General features: G+C 67.7%; 20 protein-coding genes and 1 riboswitch. Of the genes, 15 read left to right on the forward strand and 5 right to left on the reverse strand.

Annotation, left to right across the window (positions count from 1 at the left end; translation table 11 throughout):
- From AAC997_RS10100 to AAC997_RS10110, 3 genes are all read left to right on the forward strand, one after another.
- The coding region (locus AAC997_RS10100) for an OmpA family protein (protein WP_340645569.1) at positions 1-366 on the forward strand (366 nt) is incomplete at its 5' end.
- A gap of 166 nt (positions 367-532) precedes the next feature.
- Positions 533-3,622 carry a bifunctional proline dehydrogenase/L-glutamate gamma-semialdehyde dehydrogenase PutA gene (putA, locus tag AAC997_RS10105; RefSeq protein ID WP_340645570.1) on the forward strand — a complete coding sequence of 1,030 codons (3,090 nt, stop codon included), beginning with the start codon at positions 533-535 and terminating at the stop codon, positions 3,620-3,622.
- 37 nt (positions 3,623-3,659) lie between these two features.
- A complete protein-coding gene (locus tag AAC997_RS10110) occupies positions 3,660-5,444 on the forward strand; it encodes an SLC13 family permease (protein ID WP_340645571.1) in 1,785 nt (594 codons plus the stop codon).
- On the opposite strand, the gene AAC997_RS10115 is transcribed toward AAC997_RS10110, so the two are convergent.
- Entirely contained in the window at positions 5,441-6,004 is a 564-nt protein-coding gene (locus AAC997_RS10115; RefSeq protein WP_340645572.1) for a TMEM165/GDT1 family protein, read from the reverse strand. The two genes, AAC997_RS10110 and AAC997_RS10115, sit on opposite strands and share 4 nt — an antisense overlap.
- A gap of 11 nt (positions 6,005-6,015) precedes the next feature.
- A riboswitch (yybP-ykoY riboswitch) is annotated at positions 6,016-6,202 on the reverse strand.
- 307 nt (positions 6,203-6,509) lie between these two features.
- On the opposite strand from AAC997_RS10115, the gene AAC997_RS10120 reads away from it, so the two are divergent.
- From AAC997_RS10120 to AAC997_RS10130, 3 genes are all read left to right on the forward strand, one after another.
- Positions 6,510-8,375: a ribonucleoside-diphosphate reductase subunit alpha gene (locus AAC997_RS10120; protein WP_340645573.1), complete on the forward strand. Its 1,866-nt coding sequence runs from the start codon at positions 6,510-6,512 to the stop codon at positions 8,373-8,375.
- Positions 8,376-8,446: 71 nt separating this feature from the next.
- The gene (locus AAC997_RS10125) at positions 8,447-9,409 is read left to right on the forward strand and encodes a DUF2219 domain-containing protein (RefSeq protein WP_340645574.1); all 963 of its coding nucleotides are present in this window, start codon (positions 8,447-8,449) and stop codon (positions 9,407-9,409) included.
- Between the two features lie 137 nt (positions 9,410-9,546).
- Entirely contained in the window at positions 9,547-10,395 is an 849-nt protein-coding gene (locus tag AAC997_RS10130) for a lipid A-modifier LpxR family protein (protein ID WP_340645575.1), read from the forward strand.
- Positions 10,396-10,408: 13 nt separating this feature from the next.
- Here the strand turns inward: AAC997_RS10130 and AAC997_RS10135 are convergent, their stop codons facing one another.
- Entirely contained in the window at positions 10,409-11,068 is a 660-nt protein-coding gene (locus tag AAC997_RS10135; RefSeq protein ID WP_340645576.1) for a glutathione S-transferase family protein, read from the reverse strand.
- A gap of 135 nt (positions 11,069-11,203) precedes the next feature.
- Here AAC997_RS10135 and AAC997_RS10140 point away from each other — a divergent pair, with 135 nt between their 5' ends.
- Positions 11,204-12,244 (forward strand): ribonucleotide-diphosphate reductase subunit beta, encoded by a 1,041-nt coding sequence (locus tag AAC997_RS10140; RefSeq protein WP_340645577.1) that lies wholly within the window; start codon positions 11,204-11,206, stop codon positions 12,242-12,244.
- A gap of 6 nt (positions 12,245-12,250) precedes the next feature.
- Here the strand turns inward: AAC997_RS10140 and AAC997_RS10145 are convergent, their stop codons facing one another.
- Positions 12,251-12,859: a class I SAM-dependent methyltransferase gene (locus AAC997_RS10145; protein WP_340645578.1), complete on the reverse strand. Its 609-nt coding sequence runs from the start codon at positions 12,857-12,859 to the stop codon at positions 12,251-12,253.
- 76 nt (positions 12,860-12,935) lie between these two features.
- Here AAC997_RS10145 and AAC997_RS10150 point away from each other — a divergent pair, with 76 nt between their 5' ends.
- A complete protein-coding gene (locus AAC997_RS10150; protein ID WP_340645579.1) occupies positions 12,936-13,175 on the forward strand; it encodes a DUF2188 domain-containing protein in 240 nt (79 codons plus the stop codon).
- 5 nt (positions 13,176-13,180) lie between these two features.
- On the opposite strand, the gene htpX is transcribed toward AAC997_RS10150, so the two are convergent.
- Both htpX and AAC997_RS10160 read right to left on the reverse strand, forming a co-directional pair.
- Entirely contained in the window at positions 13,181-14,119 is a 939-nt protein-coding gene (gene htpX / locus AAC997_RS10155; protein ID WP_340645580.1) for a zinc metalloprotease HtpX, read from the reverse strand.
- A gap of 103 nt (positions 14,120-14,222) precedes the next feature.
- The gene (locus tag AAC997_RS10160) at positions 14,223-15,470 is read right to left on the reverse strand and encodes a dicarboxylate/amino acid:cation symporter (protein WP_340645581.1); all 1,248 of its coding nucleotides are present in this window, start codon (positions 15,468-15,470) and stop codon (positions 14,223-14,225) included.
- Positions 15,471-15,581: 111 nt separating this feature from the next.
- On the opposite strand from AAC997_RS10160, the gene AAC997_RS10165 reads away from it, so the two are divergent.
- From AAC997_RS10165 to AAC997_RS10195, 7 genes are all read left to right on the forward strand, one after another.
- Positions 15,582-17,036 carry an AMP nucleosidase gene (locus AAC997_RS10165; RefSeq protein ID WP_340645582.1) on the forward strand — a complete coding sequence of 485 codons (1,455 nt, stop codon included), beginning with the start codon at positions 15,582-15,584 and terminating at the stop codon, positions 17,034-17,036.
- A 272-nt stretch (positions 17,037-17,308) separates the two neighbouring features.
- The gene (locus tag AAC997_RS10170) at positions 17,309-17,491 is read left to right on the forward strand and encodes an oxidoreductase-like domain-containing protein (protein ID WP_340645583.1); all 183 of its coding nucleotides are present in this window, start codon (positions 17,309-17,311) and stop codon (positions 17,489-17,491) included.
- Positions 17,492-17,543: 52 nt separating this feature from the next.
- A complete protein-coding gene (locus tag AAC997_RS10175; protein WP_340645584.1) occupies positions 17,544-18,320 on the forward strand; it encodes a tyrosine-protein phosphatase in 777 nt (258 codons plus the stop codon).
- A gap of 301 nt (positions 18,321-18,621) precedes the next feature.
- Positions 18,622-19,791 (forward strand): alanine--glyoxylate aminotransferase family protein, encoded by a 1,170-nt coding sequence (locus AAC997_RS10180; RefSeq protein ID WP_340645585.1) that lies wholly within the window; start codon positions 18,622-18,624, stop codon positions 19,789-19,791.
- Positions 19,792-20,022: 231 nt separating this feature from the next.
- Positions 20,023-21,465 carry an MFS transporter gene (locus AAC997_RS10185; RefSeq protein ID WP_340645586.1) on the forward strand — a complete coding sequence of 481 codons (1,443 nt, stop codon included), beginning with the start codon at positions 20,023-20,025 and terminating at the stop codon, positions 21,463-21,465.
- 224 nt (positions 21,466-21,689) lie between these two features.
- Entirely contained in the window at positions 21,690-23,030 is a 1,341-nt protein-coding gene (locus tag AAC997_RS10190; protein ID WP_340645587.1) for an anthranilate synthase component I family protein, read from the forward strand.
- A partial coding sequence (locus AAC997_RS10195) for an aminotransferase class IV (protein ID WP_340645588.1) occupies positions 23,027-23,296 on the forward strand: 270 nt, incomplete at its 3' end. The genes AAC997_RS10190 and AAC997_RS10195, both read left to right, overlap by 4 nt.

The following is a 23,296-nucleotide window of genomic DNA, read 5'->3' on the forward strand; positions in this document are numbered from 1 at the left end:
CCCCCGCCTCCTCCGCCCCCGCCGGCGTATGAAGCCAAGCAATTCATCGTCTACTTCCCGTTCGATCAGTACGTCCTGACGCCGGAAGCCCAGACGGTGGTTTCGGAAGCCGCGAACTACGCCAATGGCGGCCAGGCGACCCAAGTGGTTGTCGTCGGTCACACCGACTCCTCCGGTTCGCCGGCCTACAACGTCCGCCTGTCGGAACGTCGGGCCAAGGCCGTGGCTGACGCGCTCGTCGGTCAGGGCGTCGGCGCCGGCTCGCTGCAAGTCGATTGGAAGGGCGAAACCATGCTCGCCGTTCCCACCGGCGACGGCGTGAAGGAACCTCTGAACCGTCGTTCGACGATCGACATCAACTTCTAAGATATCGATCTCGGCGGTTCGCCGAACTAAGCGGGGGGCCCGGTCGCAAGACCGGGCCCTTTTGCTATGTGGCGTCCGAGTTGGTCCGGCGGCGGTGAATTCTCCGAGCCCGCCTTGTATTCTCCGCAATGTTTTCGCATTTTCAGCCCGAATTTGAGGGCTGTGCATGTCGTGGGATGATCTCGATCGGGATAAATTTGTTGACGAGCGCGAGGCCGTGGCCGCCCTGCTCGCCAGCCGGCCTCTGAGCCCAGAAGACCGGGAAGAGATTCGCCAGGAGGCTGAGACCCTGGTTCGCTCGGCCCGTATGGGAGCGGCCAAGCAGGGGGTGGTGGAAAGCTTCCTGCAGGAATTCTCGCTCTCCACCCGCGAAGGCCTGGCCCTCATGTGCCTGGCTGAGGCCCTGCTCCGCACCCCCGACGAAGGCACCCGCGACCGGCTGATCGCCGAAAAGCTCGCATCGGCTGATTGGGCCAGCCACCTGGGCCGCTCGGGCAGCCTGCTGGTGAACGCCTCGACCTGGAGCCTGATGCTCACCGGCAAGCTGATTGATCCGGACGATGAAGCCCGCGCCGACCTGCCGGGCTTTATCCGGCGTCTGGCCGGACGCCTGGGTGAGCCGGTGATCCGCAAGGCCGTCGGCGCGGCGGTGCGCATCATGGGCGAGCAGTTCGTCCTGGGGCGGACCATCGACCAGGCCATCAAGCGGGCGGCGGCCGACGGCTTCGTCTGTTCCTTCGACATGCTGGGGGAGGGCGCCCGCACCGCCGCCGACGCCGACAAGTACGAGAACGCCTATGCAGACGCGCTGACCCTGGTAGGCAAGCGCGCCAAGGGCGAAGGGCCGGAGGCCGGCCACGGCGTCTCGGTGAAGCTCTCAGCCCTGTCGCCGCGCTATGAGGCGCGCCAGGAAGCCCTGGTCTGGGCCGACCTCTATCCGCGCGTCCTGCGCCTGTCGAAGATCGCGGCGCAGGCCAACATCAACCTGACCCTTGATGCGGAGGAAGCCGACCGGCTGGTTCTCTCCCTGAAGCTTCTGGAGCGTCTGGCGGGCGAGCCGGAGCTGGGGACCTGGAGGGGGCTTGGCCTGGCGGTCCAGACTTACCAGAAGCGAGCCCCAAAGACGGTGGCGGCGGTGGCGGACATCGCCCGGGCCAGCGGCCGTCGGCTGATGGTCCGCCTGGTGAAGGGCGCCTATTGGGATTCTGAGATCAAGCGCGCCCAGGTGGGCGGCCTGCCGGGTTATCCCGTCTACACCACCAAGGCGGCCACCGACCTTTCGTATCTGGCCTGCGCCCGCGTGCTGCTCGCCGCCGCCCCAGCCCTCTATCCGCAGTTCGCGACCCACAACGCCCACACCCTGGCCGCCGTCCGCCTGATGTCGCGGCAGGCCAGTGTGGACCCGGAATTTCAGCGCCTGCACGGCATGGGAGAGGCCCTCTACGCAGGGGCGATGGAGCGTTATGGCCCTATGAAGCTGCGGGTCTATGCCCCCGTCGGCGGGCACGAGGACCTGCTGCCATATCTGGTGCGCCGCTTGCTGGAGAACGGCGCCAACACCTCCTTCGTCCACGCTCTGCTGGACGAGAAGACCCCGGTGGCCATGGTGGTGGGCGATCCCCTGGGCATGGTGGCGGCCGCCGGCGGTGGTCCGCATCCGCGCATCCCGCTTCCGATCGATCTCTATGGTTCGGCGCGAAGGAATTCGACCGGCGTCGACCTCTCCATCGCCGAGGATCGAGACCGCCTCACCGCCGCCGTCACCGAACTCGACTTCCTCACCAGCCGCCCCATCGTGGCGGGTCAGGAGACCGGGACCGGCGAGAGCGCCCCGCGCACCTCTCCCGGCAATCGTCGGCAGACGATCGGCCAAGCCTGGGACGCGAGCGAATGGGACATTGGCCAGGCCTTTGCGGTGGCCAAGATCGCGCAGCCAGCCTGGGACGCTCGGGGCGGCTACGGGCGGGCCCAGGTGCTGCGGAGCATGGCTGACGCGCTGGAGGCTCACCGCGACCGGCTGATCGCCGTCTGCACGGTCGAGGCCGGAAAAACCTATGCCGATGGCGCCGCGGAGGTCCGTGAAGCCGCGGACTTCTGCCGCTATTACGCTCATCTGGCCGAGCGTCAGTTCTCCGGCCCCGAAACCTTGAAGGGGCCGGTGGGGGAGGTGAACGAGCTTTCTCTGCACGGACGGGGCGTCTTCGCCTGTATCAGCCCGTGGAACTTCCCCCTGGCCATCTTCACCGGCCAGATCGCCGCGGCGTTGGCCGCCGGCAACACGGTGGTGGCCAAGCCCGCCGAGCAGACCCCGCTGATCGCCGCCGAAGCCGTGCGGCTTTTTCACAAGGCGGGCCTTCCCGGCGATGTGCTGCACCTGCTGCCCGGCGACGGCGCGCAGGTGGGGGCGGCCATGGTGGCTCACCCAGCCTGTGCGGGGGTCGCCTTCACCGGCGGCACAGAGACCGCCTGGGCCATCAATCGTACCCTGGCCGCTCGACCCGGTCCCATCGTGCCGTTCATCGCCGAGACCGGAGGGCTGAACGCCATGTTTGTCGACACCACCGCTTTGCGTGAGCAGGTGATCGACGACGTCATCAACTCCGCCTTCGGATCGGCGGGTCAGCGCTGTTCGGCGCTGCGCATCCTGTTCGCGCCGCGCGAGACAGCCGACCAACTCATTGAGGGCTTGGCCGGGGCGATGGACGCCCTGGTGCTGGGAGATCCCGCCGATCCGGGCACGGACATCGGCCCGATCATCGACGAGGAAGCGCGCGACGTGCTGGAGGCCCACCTGGCGCGCCTGACACAGGAGGGCAAGGTGATTCACCGGATGACCGCGCCTGACATCGGGGTCTTCTTCGCCCCGACGCTGGCGGAAATCCCGTCCTCGTCCTTCCTGCAGAAGGAGGTTTTCGGCCCTGTGCTGCACGTGGTCCGCTACGACGCCGCCAAGTTGGACGAGGCCGCGGGCCCGCTCGCAGCCGCGGGCTACGGCCTGACGCTGGGGATTCACAGCCGGATCGAGGGCTTCGCCGACGAGGTCCGCGCCGCGGTTCCTGCCGGCAACGCCTACGTGAACCGCTCGATGATCGGCGCGGTGGTCGGGGTACAGCCTTTTGGCGGCGAGGGCTTGTCGGGGACAGGTCCCAAGGCCGGCGGGCCGCACGCCCTGCTGCGCTATGCGGTGGAGCGCGCGGTGAGCGTCAATATCGCGGCCCAGGGTGGCGATCCCGCCCTGCTGAACCTCAACCCCTGATGCGCGTTTCCCGAGCCTACGGGCGAGGGGCTTTATAATGACGCATCAACAGGCTCTGGCCTTCGGCCTGATCGCCGTGACCATCGGAGCCTTCGTCTGGGGCCGGTTCCGCTACGATCTTATCGCGCTGGTCTCGCTGCTCGCCGGCGTGCTGCTAGGGGTCGTGCCGGCCAGGAACGCCTTCTCCGGCTTCTCCAACGACATCACCGTGATCATCGCCTGCGCCCTGGTGGTGAGCGCCGCCTTCGCGCGGTCCGGGATCATCGAGGCCATGTTGCGGCCCCTGCTGCCGCACCTGAAAACCGAGCGGAGCCAGGTCCCGGTGCTGACCGCCGCCGTCACCCTGCTGTCGACCGCCACCAAGAACGTCGGGGCGCTGGCCATCATGATGCCCGTGGCCCTGCAGGTGGCCCGCCGCACCGGGACCTCGCCCGGTCGGCTGTTGATGCCCATGTCCTTCGGCGCCCTGCTGGGCGGCCTCGTCACCCTGGTGGGCACGGCGCCCAACATCATTGTCTCTCAGGTGCGCGAGCAGATCCTGGGCAAGCCCTTCGGCATGTATGACTACGCACCGGTGGGTCTAGGCCTCGCGGCGTTGGGGGTGCTGTTCCTGTCTTTCGCCTACCGCATGCTGCCCAAGGGCCGGACACCCGCCACCAACATCGACGCGGCCCTGGCGGCGAACGCCTATTTCACCGAGGTTCAGGTTCCAGAGGACTGGACCTACGAGAAGGACCGGGTCGCGGACTTTCACCGCATGGCCCACGACGAAGTGCGAGTGATGGCCCTACTGCGGGCCGGCAGGCGCAAGTCGCAGCCCCACCCGAACACCAAGATCCTGCCCGGCGACACCCTGGTTCTGGAGGGCGAGCCCCACGGCCTGGACGATCTGATCACCCGGGCGAAGCTGCGCCTTACCCGCGCCGACAAGCCGCTCTCCAGGGAGGAGCCCACAGAAGAGGTCCGGGTCGTGGAGGCCGTGGTGGGCGCCGAATCAGGCTTGATCGGCGAGACGGCCCTGCGGTCGGACCTGCATGGTCAGCACGGAGTGAACCTGCTGGCCGTGAGCCGCTCGGGCTTCCGGCTCAGCCAGCACCTCAACCGCGTCCGTCTGCGGGCAGGCGACGTCATTGTGCTGCAGGGCGGCGAGCGCAGCCTGCCCGGCGCGCTACGGGCGCTGGGTCTGTTGCCCTTGGCCGAGCGGGAAGTGCGCCTGGGCGGCATCCGCCACGCCCTGGCGCCCGCGCTCATCCTCGCCGCCGCCATGGTGCTGGTGGCCTTCCAGGTGGTCCCGGTCGCCATCGCTTTCTTTGGCGCCGCCGTGGTGATGATCGCCATCGGCTCGATCCGGATGCGCGAGGCCTATGCCGCCCTTGATGGGCCGGTCCTGGTGCTGATCGCCGCCCTGATACCGGTGTCGGAGGCCATCCAGACCACCGGTGGGGCGGACCTGATCGGTGGCTGGTTGTCTGTGGCCTTTCAGGGCCAGGCGCCGATGCTTGCCCTGGCCGCCATCATGGGAGTGGCCATGGCCGCAACGCCGTTCCTGAACAACGCCGCCACCGTGCTGATCGTCGCCCCGGTGGGGGCGGCGCTGGCGCTGAAGCTGGGGTTGAACCCCGACCCGTTCCTGATGGCGGTGGCGGTTGGAGCGGCCTGCGACTTCCTCACCCCCATCGGCCACCAATGCAACACCCTGGTGATGGGGCCCGGCGGCTACAAATTCCGCGACTATCCCCGGTTGGGAACGCCGTTGACCTTGCTGGTCCTGGTGGTGGGGACGCCGCTGATCGCGATGATCTGGCCTCTGGCGAGGGGTTAGCCCCAGATCAGGATCCACAGGCCGATAGCGGCGAAGGACGCCGCCGCGGCGATGCGGATAGCCTTCAACGGCAACCGGGTAGCCGCCGCGTCGCCCAGGAACACCGCCGGGGTGTTGGCAAGCATCATGCCCAGTGTCGTGCCGGCCGCCACGAGGGCGACTTCATGGAAGCGCGCGCCGAGGGCGACGGTGGCCACCTGGGTCTTGTCCCCCATCTCCACGAAGAAGAAGGCCACCACGGTGGTCCAGAAAATCGAGGCGCCGGCCCGTTCGCGCGGTGCGTCCTTGTCCTCGAAAGTGTCGGGAATCAGAGCCCAGCCGGCGAAGGCGATGAAGGCCAGGCCCAGCACCCATTTCATCCAGGGTCCGTCGAAGAAGGTTCCGGCCACCGAGCCGACGGCGGCCGCCAGGGCGTGGTTGCCCATGGTGGCCACCAGGATTCCCAGCAGGATTGGGACGGGCTTACGGAACCGCGCGGCGAGCAGGATGGCCAGCAGCTGGGTCTTGTCGCCAATTTCGGCGATGGCCACGAGGCCGGTCGAAACGAGGAAGGCTTCCATGAACAGGTCCGGGCGGGATCGGGCGCAACCAATGGCTTTCCGCGCCGCCGACCCCGCAAAAGATCAGCACACGAAAGCCAAAGGTCTCGCCAAGCTCAATCGCCGGACGCGCCATGCGCGGGGTGGGAAAACCCTCTGCAAGTCTGTTGACGCGTCCCCTGCTGGAACCGCAGGCGGCTACTCCCCCGTGACGGCGTGGGGATAGTTCGGGGGTCGTTTGAGCGCAAGCTGAAACTGCCCGCGCGGCGGGCGAGATGATTTGTCACACTGTCGTGAGCAATCGTCCCCAGGCGCCTCGGAAAGCCTTGCCGATCAATCGCCGGGAGGCGACGTTAAGACCTCGTTAACGAAAAAGCCTGGGGACGCGTCCATTCCCCCCGTTGACGAGTCATTAGCATCGGCCCCCATATGCTGCGTGTCTGGGGCAGGCGACCACTAGATGTAGGGCTTGCCGTGTTGGGGCGGTTCTAAGACCGAAGCGCCTGATAGTTATGGATTTTGGAACATGAGCAGCAGTGAAGCGGTATTGCGGACGGTCTCGGAAGCCAGCACGGCGGCCCCGGAACGGGCCGATCGACCGCAGCTGCAACTGGTCCGCAAGGTGGAGGTGGACCGCTCTCGCGACGCCCTGCTGACCGACTTCGGCAAGACCACCCTGGAAGACCGTTACCTGCTGCAGGGCGAGTCCTATCAAGACATGTTCGCCCGCGTCGCCACGGCCTATGCCGACGACGCCGACCACGCCCAGCGGGTCTATGACTACATTTCGAACCTCTGGTTCATGCCCTCGACCCCGGTGCTTTCGAACGGCGGCGCCGATCGTGGCCTGCCGATCTCCTGCTTCCTGAACGCCGTCGGCGATTCGCTGGACGGCATCCAGAGCGTCTGGAACGAGAACGTTGCGCTGGCCTCCAACGGTGGCGGCATCGGCACCTATTGGGGCGGTGTCCGCTCCATCGGCGAGAAGGTGAAGGGCGCGGGCCAGACCAGCGGCATCATCCCGTTCATTCGCGTGATGGATAGCCTGACATTGGCCATCAGCCAGGGCTCGCTGCGTCGCGGCTCGGCGGCGGTCTACCTGGATATCCACCACCCGGAGATCGAGGAGTTCCTGGAAATCCGGAAACCCTCGGGCGACTTCAACCGCAAGTCTCTGAACCTGCATCACGGCATCTCCATCAGCGACGCCTTCATGGAAGCCGTGCGCGACGGTGAGCTGTTCGGTCTGCGCTCTCCCAAGACCGGCGAAGTGGTCAAGGAAGTCGACGCCCGCAGCCTGTGGCAAAAGATCCTCGAGATCCGCCTGCAGACCGGCGAGCCCTACCTGATCTTCGCCGACACCGTGAACCGCTCCATGCCGCAGCATCAGCGCGACCTGGGCCTGGAGGTCCGCCAGTCGAACCTGTGCTCAGAGATCATGCTGCACACCGGTCCTGACCACCTGGGCGCCGAACGCACCGCGGTCTGCTGCCTCTCCTCGGTCAATGCCGAGAAGTTCCTGGAATGGCGCGACCATCCGACCTTCATCGAGGACGTCATGCGTTTCCTCGACAACGTCCTGCAGGACTTCATCACCCGCGCGCCGCCGGAGATGAAGAACGCTGTCTACGCCGCCATCCGCGAGCGGTCGGTAGGCCTTGGCCTCATGGGTTTCCACACCCTGCTCCAGGCCCAGAACGTGCCCTTCGAAAGCGCGCTGGCCAAGTCCTGGAACATGCGTCTCTTCAAGCATCTGCGCCGCCAGTGCGACGCGGCCTCCCGGACCCTGGCCGCCGAGCGCGGCCCTTGCCCGGACGCCGCCGACATGGGCGTGATGGAGCGCTTCAGCCACAAGCTGGCCATCGCGCCGACCGCCTCGATCTCGATCATCTGCGGCGGCACGAGCGCCGGCATCGAGCCGATCCCGGCCAATATCTACAGCCACAAGACCCTCTCGGGCACCTTCGCGGTGAAGAACCCCTACCTGGAGCGCCTGCTCGAGGAAAAGGGCCAGAACACCGCCGCGGTCTGGGACACCATCCTGGAGAACGAGGGTTCGGTGCAGCACCTGGACTTCCTCAGCCAGGACGATAAGGACGTCTACAAGACCGCCTTCGAGCTGGACCAGCGCTGGGTGGTGGAACTGGCCGCTGACCGCACCCCCGACATCTGCCAGTCGCAGTCGGTGAACATCTTCCTGGCCGGCGACGTCGACAAGTGGGACCTGCACATGCTGCACTGGCAGGCCTGGGAGCGCGGCTGCAAGTCGCTCTACTACCTTCGCTCCAAGTCGGTTCAACGTGCCGCCCACGCCGGAGGCGAAGGCCAGTTCATGGTCGACGCGGGACCGTCGGAAAAGACCGATTACGACGAGTGCCTCGCCTGCCAGTAGAAGCCTGCCCCCAAACGCGGAAAGCTGCGTTATCGTTGAGGCCTTAAAGGCGCGACGCCTCTGGGGTGGGTATGCGGTTTCTGGCGGCCACGGCTGTGACGATCGGATGTGCGGCGACCACAGCCGCCCTCGGCGCCGCAGTGTTCCCCGCGCCCCGGGTGGAAAGCTCCCCGGGGGATCAGGTCTTTCAGGAGAACTGGCAGGACCTGAGGGCCGCCGTCTTCGCCAGAACAGAGGCCGTCGCCGTTGATTTCAGCGCGACCGCGCCATCGCCCGACACCGTGGGCCGGCCGACGGTGGAGGCCGGGATCGAGCCCGCCTTCAGCCAGCCGGTCTATACCGGCACCGCCCTGGATCGCACCAACGCGCTGGCCGCCGAGACCTATGTGCCCGGCGAGGGGGTCGCACGCTGGAAGGTGACCGAGATGGCCTTCGCCCGCCCCGCCTTGGGCGCCGTCGACGCCCTGCGGGTATCGGTTGGCCATATCGCCCGCACCCCCGGCGCCCTGCCCCCCAGGCCGGGACAGGCGGTGACCTCCGACATTGGCGCCTATGCGGTCAGCTACACCCGCGGGTGGCCGAAGCTGTGGGCGGTGGACGCCGGCGAGTTCGACGTGGATTTCACCCCCCATGCCGGGGTGGGCATCTCCAACGCGGGTGGCGAGGCCGAGGCCGGGGCCGTGGTGCGCCTGCGCCGGAAGGCCGAGGGGTGGGCCAACAGCCTGGGAGTCACCGACGGCGCCCGATTCGGCGACCAGGGGCGCTGGTACCTGTTCGCGGCCGCCAGCGGCCGGGCGGTGGGCCTCAACCTTCAGAGATCCAATGGCGACTGGGGCAATCGTGGTCTTTCCACCGACACCTCCAGCGCCTTGATCAACGACATCCAGGCAGGAGTCGGCTGGCGTAAGGGTTCGATCCAGTCGTCCCTGGCCTGGATGCGGCGCAAGGTGAAGGCCGCCCATACCCTGATGGGATGGGACCACCGTGACGACTCGATGGTGGCGGTCACCGTATCCATCAAGCCGAAGCGTTGATCTTGCGGGAAAAAATTCAACCACGAGGGGTGTGGCGGTTGGGCGCGGGAACCGAATTTCCCGTTGCGTACTTCTTCAGGCGTGGAAGGATGTCTCCAGGCTGTGCGCTTGGCGACACGGCAAGGGGAGAGGGCCTCATGAGGTCGATGGCTGGGCTGGCCACCGTCTTCGGGATTTGCAGCGGGATGTGCGCGACCAGCGCCTTCGCGCAGTCGACGCCTCTCAACCTGGATTCCGCCGCAGTGCAGCTGATGAGCGCGGCCTTTGACGCCAAGACCTATGCGCCCCGCACCGACGATGACCTCATCGCCAATCTGCTGGATCGCGAGGCCTATGGTCCGGCGGGCCCCGTTCGTTGGGACAACAGCAAGATCACCCTGGCCGACAATGGCGCTGTGGTCGATTCGCTGAGGCTTTCGATCGGGGGCGTTCTGCGCACGCCCGGCGGCCTGCCCATCAACGTCGACCGCGCAGAATTCCAGGCCCAGGCCTATGAGATCGCCGTCACCCGCGATTGGCCCGACGCTGTCAGTTTCGCAACTGAGAACTATGATGTCTCGGTTACCCCCCATGCTGGCCTTGGCATGTCCAGCGCCGGCGGCTCGGCCGAGGCCGGCGCCATGCTCACCCTGGGCCAGAAGGCCTCCGACGGCCTGAAGTCGCGCCTCGGCTCCATGGGGGTCCGCGACGGCGCCGCCTTCGGCGATGAGGGCCGCTGGTACCTGTTCGCCGCCGCCAGCGGCCGGGCCGTGGGCCTGAACATGCAGCGAAACAACGGCGACTGGAACGGCGCGGGCTGGTCCACCGATCCGTCCAGCGCCCTGATCGGCGACGCCCAACTCGGCGTCGGCTGGCGCAAGGGCGCCATGCAGACCTCCTTTGGCTACATCCACCGCGAGGTGAAGGGCCAGCACATGGTGTGGGGCCAGGACACCAAGGACGACTCGATGGTCGCCTTCTCCCTCTCCATCAAGCCGCGCCACTAGGCGGAAAAAGGTTCTAGCCTTCCCAGCCTTCGTGAAAGCCCATGCGGTCTTTCCACAGGGCGTGCAGTCTTGGGTCGATGTCCACCCGCCGCACCACCTCTCCCATCTTTGGCGCCACCTCGTAGAGCCGTTTCCGGCGTGGCTGGAAGCGCGAGACCGTTGCGACATAGAGATCCAGCACCGTCAGCTCGTCGCCCAGGATGTAGCCGCCGGGGGTGACCTGGCTGTCCATGATCCCCCAGCAGTCGGAAATGCGGTTCAGCACGCGGGCCTCCAGGGAGCCATGACCGGCCGGATCGGGGACCAGGCGGGAGGGCTCATCCTTCACCCAGTACAGCGAGTAGATCGCCGAGGAGACGAACACCATCCAGCGTAGAAACTGGGCCCGCTTCGGATCGCTGGGCCTGGGCGCCAGCCGAGAGGCGGGGTGCAGGTCGGCCAGACAGATGAGAATCGCCGCGCTCTCGGTCATAACCTCGCCCGAGGGCAGCACCAGGGTCGGCACTTGGCGCATGGGATTGGCCGACAGCACCTGGTCGCCGCTGGCCTTGTCGTCGGGATCAAAAGTTTCAGCGTCGATCAGTGCGTAGGGGACTTCCAGCAGGGTCAGGGCAGCCTCGACGGCAACCGCCCCAGAGCCCCGCGCGCCATAGAGTGTGAGGCCCGTCGCCATAGGTTCATCCCCATGCAATTCACAACATCTTGGGTGGGTGCGTTAACTCGCCGCTAGATGTTGTCGTGGATCGATGGCTAAAGTTAATCCGATAACGCGTCGTCCGTCGAATCCGTCCTGCTGGAAAGTCCGCCTGTGACCGCCTCTAAAATTGCTCTGCCGGGCCTGCTCACCCCCTCCTATGCGTACAAGCCCTTCCGCTATCCGTGGGCCTATGAGTTCTGGAAGAAGCAGCAGCAGGTCCACTGGATGCCCGAAGAGGTTCCGCTCGGCGAGGACTGCAAGGACTGGGCGACCAAGCTCAACGACCGTGAGCGCAACCTGCTCACCCAGATCTTCCGCTTCTTCACCCAGTCGGACGTCGAGGTGAACGACAACTACATGGAGCGCTACGCCCGCGTCTTCAAACCGACCGAAGTGAAGATGATGATGTCGGCCTTCTCCAACATGGAGACGATCCACATCGCGGCCTACGCCCTGCTGCTCGAAACCATCGGCATGCCCGATAGCGAATTCACCGCCTTCCTGGATTACCAGGAGATGCGCGACAAGCATGACTACATGCAGCAGTTCGGGGTTGAGACGAACGCCGACATCGCCCGCACGCTGGCCATGTTCGGCGGCTTCACCGAGGGCCTCCAGCTGTTCGCCAGCTTCGCCATGCTGATGAATTTCCCGCGCCACAACAAGATGAAGGGCATGGGCCAGATCGTCTCCTGGAGCGTGCGCGACGAGAGCCTGCACTGCGAGGGCATTATCAAGCTCTACCACGCCTTCAACGCCGAGACCGGCGTGGTCACCAAGAGCGTGGCCGACGACATCATCGACTGCTGCAAGACGGTGGTGGGGCTGGAGGACAAGTTCATCGACCTGGCGTTCAACGCCGGCGAGGTCCAGGGCATGACCCCGGAGGACATCAAGTCCTACATCCGCTTTATCGCCGACTGGCGCCTGCGCCAGCTGCACCTGCCCGAAGTGTTCGGCGGGGCGAAGGAAAACCCGCTGCCCTGGCTGCAGTCCATGCTGTCGGGGGTCGAGCACGCCAACTTCTTCGAGGCCCGCTCGACAGAGTATTCCAAGGCCGCCACCAAGGGCCAATGGCACGGCGACGCCGGCGTCTGGGCCGAGTTCGACCGCAGCCTGACCCGCCGTGGCGAGAACGTGCCGGCGGAGTAGGGGACTTCAGGCTGGCCTGACCACGGTGACAAGCAGCCAGGTCCGCTCCTCCTGCTCATAGCTGTGGCCGACGCCCTGGCTGATGGTGATCCCCGCCCAGGGGCCCGCCAGCTCATAGGCGTCCCGCAGGGCGGCCTCCGACGGAAAGTTGAAATAGCGCCCCAGGGTGTCGCGCCCTCCGCTCTCTCCAGCCTTGTAGCTGGCGTGGAAGGTCCCGCCCGGCCGCAGGGCGCGATGCACCCGCCCCAGGATCTTCGCCAGGCCGGGGGTCGGGACGTGCAACAGGGACGCATTGGCCCAGATCCCATCGAAGGCGGCCTCGTCGTCCAGGTCTTCGAACAGCTGGATCCGAACCGGCTGCCCTAACCTGGCCTGCGCGATGCGCGCCAGGCCCGGTGATCCGTCCGTGGCGGTCACCTCGAACCCGTGGGCCAGCATGACCTCGCTGTCCTGGCCTCCGCCGCAGCCGAGGTCGAGGACACGACCGCCGACCGGCAGAGCGGCGAGGAAATCGGTGAGACGCTCCGAGGCCTTGGGCAGCCGACGCCCGGCATAGGCGGCCGCTTCACGGTCATAGAAGGCCAGGGTCTCCGGATCGTGATTGGCTCCGGTCATGCCGCGCGCCTCCCCTGTGGATCGACCTTGCCACCTTGGCCGTTCAGGCGGCGGGATCAACCCGACGGAGCGCGCTATGAGCAAGGTTGTCTACGAGATCGTCGAGCATGACGGTGGCTGGGCCTACCGATCGGACGGCGTCTATTCCGAGACCTTTTCCGATCGCGACACCGCGCGCGCCGCGGCCGTCCGCGTGTCCCGCGAGCAGAAGGTCCCCGGCAAGGACGCCGCCATCTCCTTCGAGACCTCGGACGGCAAGTGGCGCGAGGAGCTGGCGGACGGCCATGACCGCCCCATCACCGAGGTGAAGGGATAAGCGCTTCAGCTACTCCAAGGACCTCGTTCGGCCGGGGTCACCGGGACGGCGGTTCCCGACCGGCGTGGTCCGCCGGTCACGCTCGGCGCCCGGCCCGCCAGCTTCATCAGCTCGGCCACCCGGTTCTGGGTCGCCGGGTGGGTGGAGAACAGGTTGTCCGCGCCCTCGCCTGAAAGCGGATTGATGATGAACATGTGGCTGGTGGCCGGATTTCGCTCGGCCTGGTGATTGATCATCCCGCCACGGGCATAGGCGTCGATCTTCTGCAGGGCCGAGGCCAGGGCTTCCGGATCGCCGCTGATCTCCGCCCCGCCAGCGTCGGCGCCGTATTCGCGGTGGCGGCTGATGGCCATCTGCACGAGCGCCGCGGCGATAGGGGCCAGGATGGCGATGGCGATCACGCCAAGGAACCCTCCCGGCCGGTCGCGGTCATTGCCCTGGAAGAAGAAGGCGAAGTTGGCGAGCGCCGAGATGGCGCCGGCGATGGTGGCCGTGACCGTCATGGTCAGGGTGTCGCGGTTGCGAACATGGGCCAGCTCGTGGGCCATGACGCCACGGATCTCGCGGCGGTCCAGCATGCGCAACAGGCCGAGATTGGCGGCCACGGCGGCGTGCTCCGGGTCACGGCCGGTGGCGAAGGCGTTCGGCTGCTCGGAATCAATCAGATAGACCTTCGGACGCGGCATCCCGGCCCCATCGGCCAGGGCATGGACGTCGGCGGCGAAGTTCGCGATCAGGCGGTCGGGGTGGCGCTCGTCGACCTCCTGCGCGCCGTACATCCGGAGCACGATCTTGTCGGCGTTCCAGTAGCTGACGGCGTTCATCGCCACGGCCAGAGCCAGGGCGATGGCCATGCCGCCTGGCCCGCCGATCAGATAGCCGGCGCCGACGAAGAGGGCGGTCATCGCCGCCAGCAGCATGAAGGTTCGAAGGTGGTTGTGCATGGGTCCCTTGGGGCCGGTGTGGTCCAAGAGAATATGGGGATCAGGAGGCGTCAGGCCAACTGGCTTGCCGCAACTCGGACACCCGCGCCGTGTCGTCGGCGCCCTACGCCACCTTCACCTCGTCCTCGGGCGCTTCGAGTTGGTTCTCCCACTTGGCGACCACGGCGGCGGCGACGGAGTTGCCCACCACGTTGGTGGCCGAGCGGCCCATGTCCAGCAGGTGGTCGACGGCCAGGATCAGGATCAGGCCGGCCTCCGGCAGGTTGAAGTAGGAGAGGGTGGCTGCGATGACCACCAACGAGGCGCGCGGGACACCGGCCATGCCCTTGGAGGTCACCATCAGCAGGGCCAGCATGGTGATCTGCTGGGTGATGGACAGGTCGATGCCGTAGGCCTGGGCGATGAACAGCACCGCGAAGGTGCAGTACATCATCGAGCCGTCGAGGTTGAACGAGTAGCCCAGCGGCAGCACGAAGCTGGCGACCTTGCGCGACACCCCCCACTTCTGCAGTTCTTCCAGGGTGCGCGGATAGGCGGCCTCCGAGGAGGCGGTGGAGAAGGCCAGCAGGGCCGGTTGGCGAATGGCGGCCACCAGCTTGGCGCCGCGCGGGCCGACGATCAGGATCAGCACGCCGATCAGCAGGGCCCAAAGGATGCCCAGGGACAGGTAGAAGCCGCCGACGAAGGCGGCGTAGGTGCCCAGGATGTCCAGGCCCTGGACGGCGATGGTGGAGGCCAGGGCGGCGAAGATCGCCAGGGGCGCGGTCTTCATCACATAGCCGGTCACCTTCAGCATGATGGCGGCGATCTGTTCCACCAGGGCCAGGACCGCCGGCGCCTTGTCGTCGATCGCGGCCACGGCGGTGCCGACGAAGATCGAGAAGATGACGATCTGCAGAATCTCGTTGTTGGCCATGGCCTCGACGATCGACTTGGGCACCAGGTGGGTGATGAACTCGCGCAGGGTGAAGTGCGACACGTCCACCGTCGCGCCGGCCACGGCGTCCGGATTGGGCAGGGCCAGGCCCGCGCCGGGATGCAGCAGGTGGGACATGATCAGGCCGATGGTCAGGGAGACGATCGAGGCGGTGATGAACCAGCCCATCGCCTTGGCGCCGACCCGGCCAACGGTGGCGGCGTCTTCCATGTGGGCGATGCCCGCCACCAGGGTGGCGAACACCAGGGGGGCGATGATCATCTTGATCAGCCGCAGGAAGACGTCGGTGATGATGGAGAGGTTGGAGGCCACGGTCTTGGCCTCCTCGGGACTGGCGTACTGGTTCACGCCCCAGCCGACGGCGACGCCCAGCACCATGGCGCCGACGATGAAGGCGGTGAACAGGCGATTCATGGCAAACCCTTGCAGCGACCCAGTCGGTTCTTGTCGCCGGGATGGGAGCCCGCGTCCATCCCGACGCGTGACCTGTCTCGAAACCTTGGCCTTCCTGCGCTAAAGTGCGCCATGACCCCAGAGACCCAGGCGGCCGAGATCGTCGCCAAGCTGAGCGCCGAGTACCAGCAGACCGTCGACGCCCTGCGCGACGCTCTGAAGATCTTCCTGGCGGGGGGCCCACCACCTGATCCGGCCGTCCGCGCCGCCGGCGCCTTCGTCTATCCGGAGCTGCGGCTGACCTGGCCGCGGGGCGAGAGCTTCCCCAGGCTCAGCCGGGCCTATGCCCGGCTCTCGGCGCCCGGAAACTACGCCGTGACGGTGACCCGCCCCGACCTGTTCGGCGACTACCTGATCGAGCAGATCACCCTGCTGCTGGCCGACTTCAAGGTCGAGATCAGCGTGGGCCGCTCCACCCAGGAGATGCCCTTCCCCTATGTGCTGGACGGGGCCGTGGACATCGCCATGGCCGACATCGGCTCGGCCGACATCGCCCGGCACTTCCCCACAACTGAGCTGTCGGCCATCGGGGACGAGATCGCCGACGGCTTCTGGAGCCCGGCCCTGGAGGACGCCCGGCCGCTGGCCCTGTTTGACGGCCTGCGGGCCGACTTCTCCCTGGCGCGCCTGACCCACTATACGGGCGCGCCGGCCGAGCATGTGCAGCAGTACATCCTGTTCACCAACTACCACCGCTATGTCGACGAGTTCGTCCGCTGGGGCTGCGAGCAGCTCAGGGTCCCGGGCAGCCCCTTCACCCAGCTCTCCGCCTCGGGGCGGGTGGTGGTGACCGCGCAGAGCCAGAACCCAGAGCAGCAGATCGCCGACGGGCCCTGGCGGCGCCACCAGATGCCGGCCTATCACCTGATGGCCGAGGGTCGGGCCGGGATCACCCTGGTGAATATCGGTGTGGGGCCTTCCAACGCCAAGACCATCACCGACCACCTGGCGGTGCTGCGGCCCCAGGCCTGGCTGATGATCGGCCACTGCGGCGGCCTGCGCGGGAGCCAGACCATCGGCGACTATGTCCTGGCCCACGCCTATCTGCGCGACGATCATGTGCTGGACGACGTCCTGCCGCCGGCCATCCCGATCCCCCCCATCGCCGAGGTCCAGGTGGCGCTGGGCAAGGCCGCCGAGCAGGTGACCGGGGAGACCGGCGAGGTGCTGAAGAAGCGGTTGCGCACGGGCACGGTGGTCACCACCGACGACCGCAACTGGGAGCTCCGCTACTCGGTCAGCGCCCTGCGGTTCAACCAGTCCCGGGCCGTGGCCATCGACATGGAGAGCGCCACGATCGCCGCCCAGGGCTACCGATTCCGGGTGCCCTACGGGACGCTGCTGTGCGTCTCCGACAAGCCGCTGCACGGGGAGATCAAGCTGCCCGGCCAGGCCAACGCCTTCTATGAGCGGGCCATCGGCCAGCACCTGCAGATCGGCATCGCGACGATGGCGCTGCTGCGCAAGGAGGGGGCGAGGCTGCATTCCCGCAAGCTGCGGAGCTTCGACGAGCCGCCGTTCCGCTGAACATGTTGGTGGCCGCGGATGGAGGAAGACCGCCTTCACCGCCGAAACGTCCGGGGCCGTGCGCGGCAAGGGGCCAACGGACCGACAAAGCCCGACACGTGGTCGACGGCGTCCCGTTCGTTGAGGAAATTCAACAGCTCTCGGCGGACGTCCGGGGCCGCCATGACCGATGAGTGATCGCCGGGGAGCCACGCGCAGCGTCCGGCCTGAAACCGAGCGCGGTCATGGGGCGAAGGATTGCCTGCCCCGGCGCTCCGGCGTTACACCCAATCATGCCCACCGATGCTCAGCCCCAGGTCCCGGCCCGGCCCAAGAAGCCCGACCCGATGGAGTGCTGCCGGCGCGGCTGCTACCCCTGCATCTTCGACTATTACGACACGGCGACCGAACGCTGGGAGGCCCGGGTGCGGGCGCTGGGCCTCGATCCCGACGATATCCCCATCGACGAGACCTGATCGGGGCGCGTCAAGATTGCCTTTCCCGGCGTTGCGGCGCTAGACGATTTGCATGACCCGGCACATCGACTTTGAAGGTATCGAGAACTTCCGCGATCTCGGCGGCTACGACACCGCCTGTGGGCGCGGCATGAAGGCCGGGGTGGTCTATCGCTCGGCCAATCACGGCCAGGCCACCGACGCCGACCTGGCGAAGATGGCGCAGCTCGGCATCGCCACCATCGTCGACCTGCGCCGCCGCCGCGAGCGCGACCGGGAGCCCGCGCGCCGCTGGCCGGGGTTCAATGGCCAGGTGATCGAGAACGACATCGAGGGTGTCGAGATCGACTGGGTCGAAGGGCTGATGGCCGCCGAGCGGATCGACGTCGCCTGGTTCCAGGCCGACAGCATGGGCTTCTACCACGTGGCGCCGCACCAGCCGCGCCACGTGGACCTGTTCCGCCGCTATTTCCGAGCCCTGGCCGAGAGCGACGGCGCCCTGGTGGTGCACTGCGCGGCCGGCAAGGACCGCACCGGTCTGATCTGCGCGCTCACCCACCACATCGCCGGCGTCCATCGCGACGACACGCTCACCGACTACCTGCTCACCAACAACGAAGCGCGGATGCCGGCGCGGATCGACTTCCTGCGCACCTTCATCCTCGACCTCACCGGCAAGCTAGTGGACGACGAGGCCCTGCGCCAGGCGGCCAGCGTCCACCCCGACTATCTGGACCACGGCCTGGCGGCGATCTCCGAAAGCCACGGCGGGATTGATCGGTATCTGGAGGAGGTGCTGGAGGTGGACAGCGCGCTGCGGGGCAAGATCGAGGCGCGGATTTTGCGCTGACCCAACCCCGCTCACCCCGGCGAAGGCCGGGGCCCAGATGCATCTGACGAGCCAGGGTTTGATCCACTGTTCGTGTGGTTCGTGAGGTTCGTGGTCAATCTCATGGGTCTCGGCGGTGTCATCGCCGGAAGAATTGGAACCACGAACCTCACGAACCACACAAACGGGATCCTTATCGAAGGTTGGGGTTGAATCTGGGTCCCGGCCTTCGCCGGGATGAGCGGATTGGGGATGGCCCTGAGATTGCGTTGAGGTCTTTCGCGGCCTAATCGTCGCCGGCCATTTTGTTCGGGGACACCTCATGCAGAGCTTCCAGCCGCCGCGCCGTATCCTGATGGGGCCTGGCCCCTCCGACGTCAGCCCCCGCGTGCTGGCCGCCCTGGCGCGGCCGACCATCGGCCACCTGGACCCCGAGTTTCAGAACCTGATGGAGGACATCAAGGCCGGGCTGTCGCGGCTGTTCAATGCGCCGGGCTATGCCTGCGTGCCGCTGCCGGCGCCGGGGACGGCGGGGATGGAAGCGGCGATCATGAACCTGCTGGAGCCCGGCGACCGGGCGGTGGTGGCGATCAACGGCGCGTTCGGCGGCCGCATGGCCGACATGGCCGACCGGGCCGGCGCCGAGGTGATCAAGGTCGAGTTCGAGTGGGGCCAGCCGGTGGACCCGGCCAAGGTCGAGGCCGCGATGGCCGGCGGGCCCGTGAAGGTGCTGGCCTTCGTCCACGCCGAGACCTCCACGGGCGCCAAGAGCGACGCGGCGGCCCTGTGCGCCCTGGCCCGCAAGTACGGCGCCCTGTCGGTGGTGGACTGTGTCACCTCGCTGGGCGGGATCGCGGTGGACGCCGCGGCCTGGGACGCCGACGTGATCTATTCCGGCACCCAGAAGTGCCTCTCGGCGCCCCCTGGCCTGTCGCCGATCTGCCTGTCGCCGCGCGCCCAGACGGCGATCAGCGAGCGAACCACCAAGGTCCGCAACTGGCTGTTGGATTTCAATCTGCTGATGGCCTACTGGGGCGGCGATGGCGGTCGGACCTATCACCACACCGCCCCCATAAACGCTCTCTATGGGCTCCATGAGAGCCTGGTGGCCTTGTTCGAAGAGGGTCAGCAGGCGGTGCTGGTGCGCCATGCCCGCAGCCACGAGGCCCTGGCCGCCGGGATCGAGGCCGCGGGCCTGAAATTCCTGGTGGCCCCCGCTGACCGCCTGCCGCAGCTCAACGCGGTGATCGTGCCCGACGGCGTCGATGAGGCCGCCGTGCGCGCCTATGTCCTGGCCAAGTGGGACCTGGAGATCGGGGCGGGCCTCGGGCCGTTGAAGGGCAAGATCTGGCGGATCGGCTTGATGGGCGCCTCGGCCACGGCCTGGCACGTGCGGGTCTGCCTGACGGCCCTGTGCGAGGCGCTGAACGCCCAGGGGTTCAAGGCCGATGGCGCGGCGGCTCTGGCGGCGGCTGACGGGAAGCTGGGCTGAGATCCTCCCCCAGCGCATAGCGCGATGTGGGGGAGGTGGACCGAGGCGCAGCCTCGGGACGGAGGGGGATCGACGTCGTCGACCCTTTCCGCCCGAAACAAGAGTCAAAGTCCCCCTCAGGCGCTTCGCGCCAGCTCCCCCAGGAGGGGAGCATCTGGGCAGTGGCGATTCCCACTCATGGGCGTAACCTCCCCCACGAACCGCCACCTAGAGCGGTCAGGGAGGATGCCGGTGAGTGAGACGCATGGGGTGGCGGCGGTGGCCGATCCGCCGGTGATCGCGACGGTGGGGGGCGACGCGCCGCTGTCCAAGGGCGGGACGGCCTGGGCGATCTTCGAGGGCGCGCGGAACCCCTATGTGGTGTTGATCACCATCTATGTCTTCATGCCCTATGTGTCCTCGACCATGGTGGGGGACCCGGTTCGCGGCCAGCAGATCATCTCGGCCTGGAGCCAGTATGCCGGCTGGATCGTGATGGCCACGGCGCCGTTCCTGGGCGCCTCCATCGACAAGCTGGGACGGCGCAAGGGGTGGCTGGCCCTGGTGGTGTTGGCCATGGTTCCGGCGATCTTCGCCATGTGGTGGGGCAAGCCGGACGGGACCGGCCTGTCGGTCACCGCGATCATGGCGCTGTCGCTGCTGATCGGGGTTCTGTTCTCCTATTCCGAGGTGCTGCACAACTCGCTGCTGGTCCGGGCCGCGGGACTGGAGGGGGCCCACAAGGCCTCGGGCCTGGCCCTGGCCCTGGGCAATCTCGGCTCGGTGAGCGCGCTGATCTTCTGCGCCTGGGCCTTCGCCCTACCCGGCCATGTGGACTGGTCCTTCGTGCCCGAAAAGCCGCTGTTTGGCCTCGACGTGCTGATGCACGAGCACGAGCGGATCGTGGCGCCGATCGCCGCGGTGATGTTCGCGCTGGGGGCCATCCCGCTGTTCCTGTTCACACCCGACGCGCCGCGCAGTTCGATTCCCGCCCTGAAGGCGTTTTCCAGCGGGGCCGGAGAGCTCTGGCGGATGATCAAGGCGATGAAGGGCTACCGGGAGGCGGCGATCTATCTGGCCTCCCGGATGTTCTATTACGACGGCATGACCGCGCTGCTGATCTACTTCGGCATCTATTCGGCCGGGGTGATGCGGTGGGGGGCGCTGGAACTGCTGATGCTGGGGATCATCCTCAGCGTGCTGGCGGTGCTCGGCGGCTTCGTGGGCCGCTGGCTGGACGCGGGCTTTGGCCCCAAGCGCGCGGTGCAGATCGAGATCGGCATGTCGCTGCTGGGCATCCTGGCCCTGTTGGGCATGACGCCCGAGCGCATCCTCTATCTGTGGAGCTATGATCCGGCGACCCACACCCGGCTGTGGGCGGGCATGTTCGGGACCTGGCCGGAGGTGGTCTACATCCTGATCGGCTTCTCCAACGCGATCTTCGTCACCGCGCAATATGCGTCCAGCCGCACCCTGCTGACGCGGCTGACCCCGCCCGAGCAGACCGGGACCTTCTTCGGGGTCTATGCCCTGTCGGGGACGGCGACGGTGTGGCTGGGGTCCTTCCTGGTCAATCTCGGCACCCAGATCTTCAAGACCCAGCAGGGGGGCTTCGCGGCCATCGCCCTGCTGTTGCTGGTGGGCTTTGTGGGGCTGCTGTTCGTCAAGGGCGGGGATCGGCGGGTGGTGGGCTGAGGCTTAGCGGTTCGACGGCCCCCACACCCTACCCTCTCCCCCGCATTGGGGGAGAGGAGGTGGTGGCTGGAGACTCGCCGATGATTTTCTCCTCTTCCCCCTGGGGGAGAGGGTAGGGTGTGGGGGTCGCTCCGTCGCAGGGCGACTCGAAATTCCAGACGCCAGGGCGCACGCTCCTCACCGACTCCTTTCCTTCGATCCCACAGGCGGGTAAGGCCCGGCCCATGCGCGTCGCAGCCCAGCTTCGGACGTCCTGGCGCGAGCCGCTCCAGGTTCTGTCGGCCTTCGCCGGTGAGCCGTGGGCCATCGGCTTCCTGTCCGGCGGGCAGGGGCCCCGGGCGCGGTGGTCCTATCTGGCGCGGCGGCCCGACGCGGTGCTGACGCTGGGCGCCGAGGATCCCCGCGATCCCTTTGAGGCGCTGGCCGACCTGCTGGGGCCGCGCGGCGAGACCAGCCGGGACGGACCGCCGTTCCAGGGCGGACTGGCGGGGCTGGCCGCCTACGAACTGGGCGACCGGGTCGAGGCGCTGGGCCTGGCCCGCAACCCCGACTGGCCTGACCTGGCGGTGGGGCTCTATTCCAGTGTTCTCGCCTTTGACCACCAGACGCGCCAGGTGATCGCCGTCGGGCGCGGCTATGACGAGGCCGACAGCGAGCAGGCGGCCTTCGAGGCGATGAGCTGGCTGCAGGACCTGCCCAGGCCGGCCACGCACGGGCCGCTGACGGCGGGGCTGAGCGCATCGGATGGCGTGGCCTATGAGGCGGCGGTGGCTGACGTGGTCACGCGCATCCATGCCGGTGAGATCTTCCAGGCCAATATCGCCCGGCGCTGGACCGGACGGCTGAGCGCCGGTGCGACCCCCTTCGACCTGCTGGCCCGGCTGGCGGGGCAGAGCGCGGCGCCCTTCGCAGCCTACCAGCGGCTGGCCGGACGGGCGGTGGTGTCCAATTCGCCCGAGCGCTTCATCCAGGTGGACGCCGACGGCGCCGCCGAGACCCGGCCGATCAAGGGTACGCGGCCCCGGGGCGCCACGGCGGCCGACGACGCCGGGCTGATGGCGGAACTGGCGGCCAGCCTGAAGGATCGGGCCGAGAACCTGATGATCGTCGACCTGATGCGCAACGACCTGGCCCGCGTCTGCGCGCCGGGCAGCGTCAAGGCGCCGGACCTGTTCGCGGTGGAGAGCTTCACCAATGTCCACCATCTGGTCTCCACGGTGCGCGGGCGGCTGGCGGCGGGGAAGAGCGCCCTCGACCTGATGAAGGCCGCCTTCCCGCCCGGCTCGATTACGGGTGCGCCCAAGGTGCAGGCCATGAAGGTCATCGCCGGGCTTGAGAGCCCGCGCGGGCCCTATTGCGGTTCGCTGTTCTGGGCCGGGGCCGACGGGGCCTTCGACTCCAGCGTTCTGATCCGTACCGCCGCCTGTGTGCAGGACGCGGAAGGCTGGCGCATCGAGGCCCGCGCCGGGGCCGGGATCGTCGCCGACAGCGATCCGCGCGCCGAGCGGCGGGAGACGGAAGACAAGATCGCCGCCCTACTGCGGGCGATGGGGGCCGGGGCGTGATCCCCCTCGACGCCATCGCGATGGACGACCGGGGCCTGCTGCTGGGGGATGGGCTATTCGAGACCCTGCTGTGGCGGGACGGGACGCTGCTGGCGCTGGAGGCGCACCTCGACCGCATGGCGGCGGGCTGCGCGGTGCTGGGCCTGCCGGCGCCGGATCGCGACGAGGCCAAGGCGCGGATGGCGCGCGCGGTCGCGCAGGCCGGCCTTGAGGGCGCCCGAGCGGCGGTGCGGCTGACCTGGACGGCGGGGTCCGGCGGGCGCGGC

Source organism: Phenylobacterium sp., assembly GCF_037968635.1.
In the GTDB taxonomy this organism is placed as follows: Bacteria; Pseudomonadota; Alphaproteobacteria; order Caulobacterales; family Caulobacteraceae; genus Phenylobacterium.